At 72.3% G+C, this 6,587-nt stretch carries 5 protein-coding genes; 2 read left to right on the top strand and 3 right to left on the bottom strand.

The genetic code is table 11. The annotated features are described in order from the left end of the window. Positions 1-71 precede the first annotated feature (71 nt). Entirely contained in the window at positions 72-2,093 is a 2,022-nt protein-coding gene (locus tag FNX44_RS22105; RefSeq protein ID WP_143650539.1) for an MDR family MFS transporter, read from the top strand. A 12-nt stretch (positions 2,094-2,105) separates the two neighbouring features. Here FNX44_RS22105 and FNX44_RS22100 read toward each other — a convergent pair whose 3' ends face one another. Then, positions 2,106-2,456, bottom strand: coding sequence for an antibiotic biosynthesis monooxygenase family protein (locus FNX44_RS22100; protein WP_143650537.1), 351 nt, complete (start codon positions 2,454-2,456; stop codon positions 2,106-2,108). Between the two features lie 129 nt (positions 2,457-2,585). Between FNX44_RS22100 and FNX44_RS22095 the strand changes: the two genes are divergently transcribed. After that, on the top strand, positions 2,586-4,640 hold the full coding sequence (locus FNX44_RS22095; RefSeq protein WP_143650535.1) for a bifunctional glycosyltransferase 87/phosphatase PAP2 family protein: 2,055 nt from the start codon (positions 2,586-2,588) through the stop codon (positions 4,638-4,640). A 73-nt stretch (positions 4,641-4,713) separates the two neighbouring features. Here the strand turns inward: FNX44_RS22095 and FNX44_RS22090 are convergent, their stop codons facing one another. Together FNX44_RS22090 and FNX44_RS22085 are read right to left on the bottom strand one after the other, a co-directional pair. Beyond that, positions 4,714-5,295: a TMEM165/GDT1 family protein gene (locus FNX44_RS22090; RefSeq protein WP_143650533.1), complete on the bottom strand. Its 582-nt coding sequence runs from the start codon at positions 5,293-5,295 to the stop codon at positions 4,714-4,716. 241 nt (positions 5,296-5,536) lie between these two features. Then, the gene (locus FNX44_RS22085; protein ID WP_143650530.1) at positions 5,537-6,331 is read right to left on the bottom strand and encodes an ABC transporter permease; all 795 of its coding nucleotides are present in this window, start codon (positions 6,329-6,331) and stop codon (positions 5,537-5,539) included. Between the last annotated feature and the right edge of the window lie 256 nt (positions 6,332-6,587).

The following is a 6,587-nucleotide window of genomic DNA, read 5'->3' as shown; positions in this document are numbered from 1 at the left end:
GCTCCGCCCCGCCCCGACACCTCGCGTCCCCCGGCGTGCTCCGCAGGACGCGGACGCGTCCAGCACCGACCATGGGAGACATGACCCAGGCGCCACCCTCGGGCGGGCAGACCGGCCACCGGACGCGCACCGTCTATCTCGCGATGGGCGCGCTCCTGATGGGCATGCTGCTCGCCGCGCTCGACCAGACGATCGTCGCCACCGCCCTGCCCACCATCGTCAGCGAGCTGGGCGGCATGGACCATCTGTCCTGGGTGGTCACCGCGTACCTGCTGGCGGCGACGGCCGCGACCCCGCTGTGGGGGAAGCTCGGCGACCAGTACGGCCGCAAGAAGCTGTTCCAGGCCGCGATCGTCATCTTCCTGATCGGCTCCGCCCTCTGCGGCATCGCGCAGACCATGACGGAGCTGATCGCGTTCCGCGCGCTCCAGGGTCTTGGCGGCGGCGGGCTGATGGTGCTGTCCATGGCGATCGTCGGCGACCTGGTCTCGCCGCGCGAACGCGGCCGCTACCAGGGCCTGTTCGGCGCGGTCTTCGGTGTGACGAGTGTGCTCGGGCCGCTCCTGGGCGGACTCTTCGTCGACCATCTGAGCTGGCGCTGGGTCTTCTACGTCAACCTTCCGCTGGGCGCGCTGGCGCTCGCGGTGATCGCCGCCGTGCTGCACATCCCGGTGCGCCGCGAGAAGCACCGCATCGACTACGCGGGCACCGTCCTCATCGCCTCGGTCGCCGCCTGCGTCGTGCTGGTCACCTCCCTCGGCGGCACGATCTGGGACTGGGACTCCCCGCAGGTCTACACCCTCTCGGCGCTCGCGGTGGTGCTGCTGGCACTGTTCGTCTCGGTGGAGCGGCGGGCGGCGGAACCGGTGCTGCCCCCGGCGCTCTTCCGCATCCGCAGCTTTGTGATCTGCTCGGTGATCTCGTTCATCATCGGCTTCGCGATGTTCGGCGCGCTCACCTATCTGCCGACGTTCCTGCAGGTCGTGCACGGCATCTCGCCGACGCTCTCCGGCGTGCACATGCTGCCGATGGTGCTGGGCATCCTGACCACCTCCACGCTCTCCGGGCAGATCGTCAGCCGCACCGGGCGCTGGAAGGTGTTCCCGATCCTCGGTACGGCCGTGATGACCGTCGGGCTGCTGCTCCTGCACAACCTCGACGAGCACAGCGCCGACCTCGAGATCAGCGTGTACTTCCTGGTGTTCGGCCTGGGCCTCGGCCTGGTGATGCAGGTGCTGGTGCTCATCGCGCAGAACGCCGTGGACTACGCCGACCTGGGCGTCGCCACCTCCGGCGTCACGTTCTTCCGGTCCATCGGCGCCGCCATCGGCGTCTCCGTCTTCGGCGCGATCTTCGCGGGCGGACTGGGGCCGCGGCTGCGGGACGCGCTGGCCGGCCACGAACTGCCGCCCGGCGTCAGCCCCGAGTCGCTGCAGGCCGACCCTCGCGCGGTCGCCGAGCTCGACCCTGCCGACCAGGCCGCCACGCTGCACGCCTACGCGGAGTCGATCACGGACGTGTTCCTGTGGGCCGCGCCCGCCGGGATCGCCGCGTTCGTCCTGGCCTGGTTCCTGCGGGAGGAGCCGTTGCGCGGCAGCGTACAGGCGCCGGAGACCGGCGAGGTGATGGCGGTCAACCCCGTGCAGCGCTCGTCCCGGGAGGAGTTGGAACGGGCGCTGAGCGTGCTGGGCAGCCGCGCCGGACGCCGCGACGTGTACGCCGCGCTCGCCCGCGACGCGGGGACCGATCTCCAGCCCGCCGCCGCCTGGCTGCTGCTGCGCATGCGGCGGCAGGGCCCGCTCGAGCCGTCCCGGCTCGCCGAACAGGCCCGGATCGACTGGTCGGTGATGGTCGCGGGCGCACGCCAGGTGGAGGAGCGTGGTCTGGCGGTCAGGGAGGGGCTGACCCTCTCCCTGACCGCCACCGGCGAGGACGCCGCACGGCGGCTCGCCGAGGCCCGCGAACGCAGGATGGCGGAACTCCTCGGCGACTGGTGGACCCCCGACCGACCGCGGGACCTCGCCGAACTCGTCCAGACGATCAGCGCGGACCTCAGCGGCTGCGACGAGGAGACGCCGCGGCCCGATCGGTGACGGGACCGGTCCTTACTTGGGCGACGCCTGCTGCACGACCTCGAAGGACCACAGCGTCGAGCCGGTCGCCGCCGGCTTCGGCCGCTCCCCCTCCCCGCCGTGACCGGCACCGCCGGCCTGACCCGCCTGACCGCCCTGGTGGGCGGCCTTCATCGGGCCCTCCATCCACGCCTGGAAGGCCTCCTCGTCCCGCCAGCGCGTGTAGACGAGGTACTGGTCCGTCCCCTCCAGCGGCCGCAGCAGCTCGAACCACTCGAAGCCGTCCGAGCCCTCCACGGCGCCCGCGCGGGACGCGAACCGCCTCTCCAGCACCTCACGCTGCTCCGCCGGCACTGCCAGCACGTTGATCTTCACGATGCTCATGCCGCCCATCGTGCCGTACCGTCTCTCCCGCCTCATACTGGACCCAGTCAGGTGGCCGCTCGGTGTCCTGCGTCTGACATCCGGAATGATGGCGCTGCGAGCGACCTACTAGACGGGGCACGGGGAAACGTGACTGTGGAAGACAACCGGCTCAGCGCGGCGGTGCGAGGGGAATCGCGTACTCGCGTCGCACTGGCGCTGCTGTGGCCGCTGACCGCGATACTCGCGGTGTACCGGCTCGTCGACGTGCTCGGCAAGGCGCCCGACCAGCGCCTGACCGACCTCGGCGGCTGGCTTGCCCGCAACGGGCCGCTCAGCAGCCCGGACACCGTCTACGACGGCGGGACGTTCACCGGCACACCGCTCACGGCGGCCCTGCTGAGGCCGTTCAGCATGCTGCCGGAGCCGATGCTGGGCGCGACGTGGGCCCTCGGTCTGCTCGCGCTCGTGGGCGTGCTGTCCCTTCTTGTCGTACATGCCCTGCCCGGGCGGGTATCCCGGCAAACCAGGTCGGTGATGCTGCCGCTCGTCGCCTCGGTGCTGCTGCTGGCGGTTCCGGTACGGGCCGTGTTCGACACCGGCGGGCCGGGGCTGCTGCCGATCGTGCTGGTGGTGGCCGCGTTTGTGTACGGCGGGCGGTCACCGTGGCGGGACCTGGTGCCGAACGTGCCGCTGCCCGGTCTGCTGATCGGCTTCGCCGCCGCCCTGCAGCCCACGCTGCTGCTGTTCGCGCCGCTGCTGTGGCTGCTGGGCCGCCGCCGGCAGGCCGTCGGCGCCGTCGGCACGTTCGGCCTGGGCACGCTGGTGGCGTGGGCCGCGCTGCCGGCCGCGTCCGCCGACTACTGGTTCGGCCACTTCGCCGGTACCGGGCTCGGCGGCGCGGCGGACGACGTGGGCAACCAGTCGCTGCACGGCCTGCTGCTGCGCCTCGGGCTCTCCGGCACCGTCGAGATCATCCTGTTCGCGGCGCTGGCCGCGGCCGTCGCGGTGCTCGGCCTGCGCCGCGCGGCCCACTACGCGCGCGACGGGCAGCCGCTGCTCGCCGCCGCGATAGCCGGCTGTGCGGTCATGGCCGTCACCCCGGCGGCCTGGCAGCACCTCCAGCTGTGGGTTCTCCTCGCCGCGGTCGGCCGCTTCGGACGGCGTCGCGGCGATCGCCTTGTCTGGCCGGTCCTGGTGGTGCTGGTCACGAGCCTGAGCGCCGAGGCGCTGGTGCCGAAGATCGCCTGGCTGGCGCCGCTGGGCGAGAACGCGCCACTGCTGGTGGCGCTGACGGCCGCCGTGGCGCTGCCGTTCGTCTCGACGGCCTCCCCGCTGTGGGACCGCCCCGAGCCGTCGGGCCCGTTCAGCCGCCCGCACCTGATGCTGGAGCTGCTGCTCATACGCGTCGGCTACTTCGCCTACTCCTACATACGCTCCCTGGCCCCGGACGGCCGTGAGATCGCCGAGGGCCACGGCCACCAGATCCTCGCCATCGAACGCGCCCTGCGCCTGGACGTCGAGCTGCGCATCAACAAGTACGTGCACGACACGGGCTGGTTGGAGACGTCCATGAACTTCTACTACGGGGCGTTCCACTTCCTCATCCCCGTGGCCCTGCTCGCCTGGCTCTACCTGCGCCGCCCGGCCGACTACCGCTGGGCCCGCAACGCCCTGTGCTACACGACGCTGCTCGGCCTGGTCGGCTTCCTGCTCTACCCGCTGGCGCCGCCGCGACTGATGCCGGGCATGGACTACTACGACACCATCAACGGCCCGCAGGACTTCGACGACCCGAACTTCGGCATCCTGACGGGCATCTCGAACCAGTACGCGGCGATGCCGTCGCTGCACGTCGGCTGGTCGCTGTGGGCGGGGCTGGTGATCATCCGGCTCAGTCCCCGGCTGTGGGGGAAGGCACTCGGCGCGCTGTACCCGCTCCTGACGACCGTGGTGGTCATGGGCACCGCCAACCACTACCTGCTGGACGCGGCCGGCGGCGCGGTGGTCGTGGTGGCCGGCTTCGCGCTGGCGGAACTGTGGCTGCGCCACGGCCCGGCCTCCCGTGCGGACCGGCTGGCGTCGGTTCAGGCGACGGACCCGGCGGAGGCGGCGGACCCGGCGGCGGTCGCCGCGCGGGCCGGGGCGACGGACCCGGTGCCGGCCGGCGAGGCCGGCAGAACCCCGGCCGGCGACGCCCGATAGCACCCGTGTTTCACGCGGCCCCTGGCCCGCCCACCCCGGGCGGGCCAGGGGCCGCTCCCGTCGACTGCGCGGCTCAGCCGGCTACGGCCTCGAAGAGGCTCCACAGGCCCAGCAGGGTCATCACACCGGCGGCGATCTTCGAGATGACCCCCAGCGGCACCCGCTTCATCAGCGCGCGGCCGCCGAGGATGCCGATGGCCGCGACCGCCCACAGCGCGGTCACCGCGCCGAGCGCGACCGCCAGCGGGTCGTCGTAGCGGGCGGCGAGGTTGGCGGTCATGATCTGCGTGAGGTCGCCGAACTCGGCGACGAGGATCAGCATGAAGCCGCTCGCCGCGACCTTCCAGAACGACTGGTCGGCGGGCTTGCGGACCTCGCCGCCGTCCTCGTCCTCGTGGCGGAGCAGCAGGAACGCGCCGGTCAGGAAGAGCACGCCGACGATGACCGCGAGCAGCCGCTGCGGCAGCAGTCCCAGCAGGCTGCCGGCGGCGACGGCGAGCGCGACGTGGACGACAAAGGCGGCGGCGACGCCCGCGAAGACGTACGAGGCGCGGTAGCGGGTGCCGAGCACCAGACCGGCGAGCGCGGTCTTGTCGGGCAGTTCGGCGAGGAAGACGACGCCGAAGGTGACGCCGGCGGCGGCGAGGCTGAACACGGTTGGACGATCCTCATCGTTCGGGCCGCGCCGAGCGGACCCGCTGGAGAAGCGAACACCTCGGCACGGCAGCGTCTGGGACACTGCGGCCGAAGGTCTCGCTGGCGCACCACGCGTGGTGCGCTCCGGGCGCCGGGGCGGTGAGCCGCCCAGTATGTCGACGGTCCGGCGAGGAGCTACTCCCCTTCAGATGTCCACCAGCCTACGACAGCCCTCACCGGTCGGCCCGGCCCCGGCGTGCTCAGCGCGCCCGTCGGCCGTCCCGGTGCAGCCTGTCGCGGGCGATCAGTTCGAGGGTGACGGACACCGCGACCGCCTGCACGAACATCAGCGCGACCAGCACAAAGAGCTGCACGGCACCCGCCATCAGCGGTGAGGCGCCGCCCAGCAGCATGCCGACGAAGGCGCCGGGCAGGGTGACCAATCCCACGGTCCGCGTCTGGTCGATGCCCGGCAGCAGTGCGCCGCCCGCCGCCGGTCTGGCGACCTCAAGCACCGCCTCCCTGGGCGGCAGCCCGAGCGCCAGCCCCGCCTCGACCTCACCCCACCGCACGGCCAGCTCCTCCAGCGCGCGCCGACCGGCCAGCACGGTCGCGGTGAGCGCACCGCCGATGAGGATGCCGGCGACGGGGATGAGCGCGATGCCGCGCAGCGGAACCAGTCCCGTCGCGACGAGCAGCAGCAGGACGGGCAGCACTCCGGCGCCGATCGAGCAGGCCACCCAGTAGCCGCAGCGGTCCCGGGTGATCCGGCGGGCGGCGGTGAGCACGGCGACGGAGTACATCAGCAGGACAAAGCCCAGCAGGGTGGGCAGGGCGCCGACCACCCAGCCGATGACCAGCGAGACGGCGCCGAGTTGCACCACCGCGCGCAGCCCGGCGGTGACGATCGCCCGGCCGTAGCCCTCGCCGTTGTCCTGGGTGAGTCCGGCGACGAGTGCGACCGTCGCGGCGGCGAGCAGCAGTACGCCGAGCACCGCGCCCAGTACCGGGGTCACGGGGAGAAGGGTGTCGGTGGCGAGGAGATCGGCCGTCATGGGTCCATTCCGGGGCATCGTGCGACAACTGCGCCTGCGCTGCGAGGTGTTGGCGGAGAGGAGTCACCCCGACCCCTTGATGTGACATGCCCATGTCTTCACTCTGTTACCTGCGGACCGCCGGGACGACACCTGGCGGCACGAGCATGCCTCCGGCGCCCGAAAGCGCGACCCGGTCGCCAGGCACTCCCCCCCCTCCAGGCACTACCCCCTCCAGACCAGGCACCTCCTGCCCCCAGGGAGTTTGTTATGCAGG

This window comes from Streptomyces alkaliterrae (assembly GCF_007097205.2).
GTDB lineage: Bacteria > Actinomycetota > Actinomycetes > Streptomycetales > Streptomycetaceae > Streptomyces > Streptomyces alkaliterrae.
Note: the sequence above shows the minus strand (reverse complement) of the source record. Positions and strands in the feature narration are given on the sequence as shown.

Coding starts and splice junctions, on each gene's coding strand:
- FNX44_RS22085 (WP_143650530.1), bottom strand. CDS start 6,331: ATGACGGCCGATCTCCTCGCCACCGACACCCTTCTCCCCGTGACCCCG.
- FNX44_RS22100 (WP_143650537.1), bottom strand. CDS start 2,456: ATGAGCATCGTGAAGATCAACGTGCTGGCAGTGCCGGCGGAGCAGCGT.
- FNX44_RS22105 (WP_143650539.1), top strand. CDS start 72: ATGGGAGACATGACCCAGGCGCCACCCTCGGGCGGGCAGACCGGCCAC.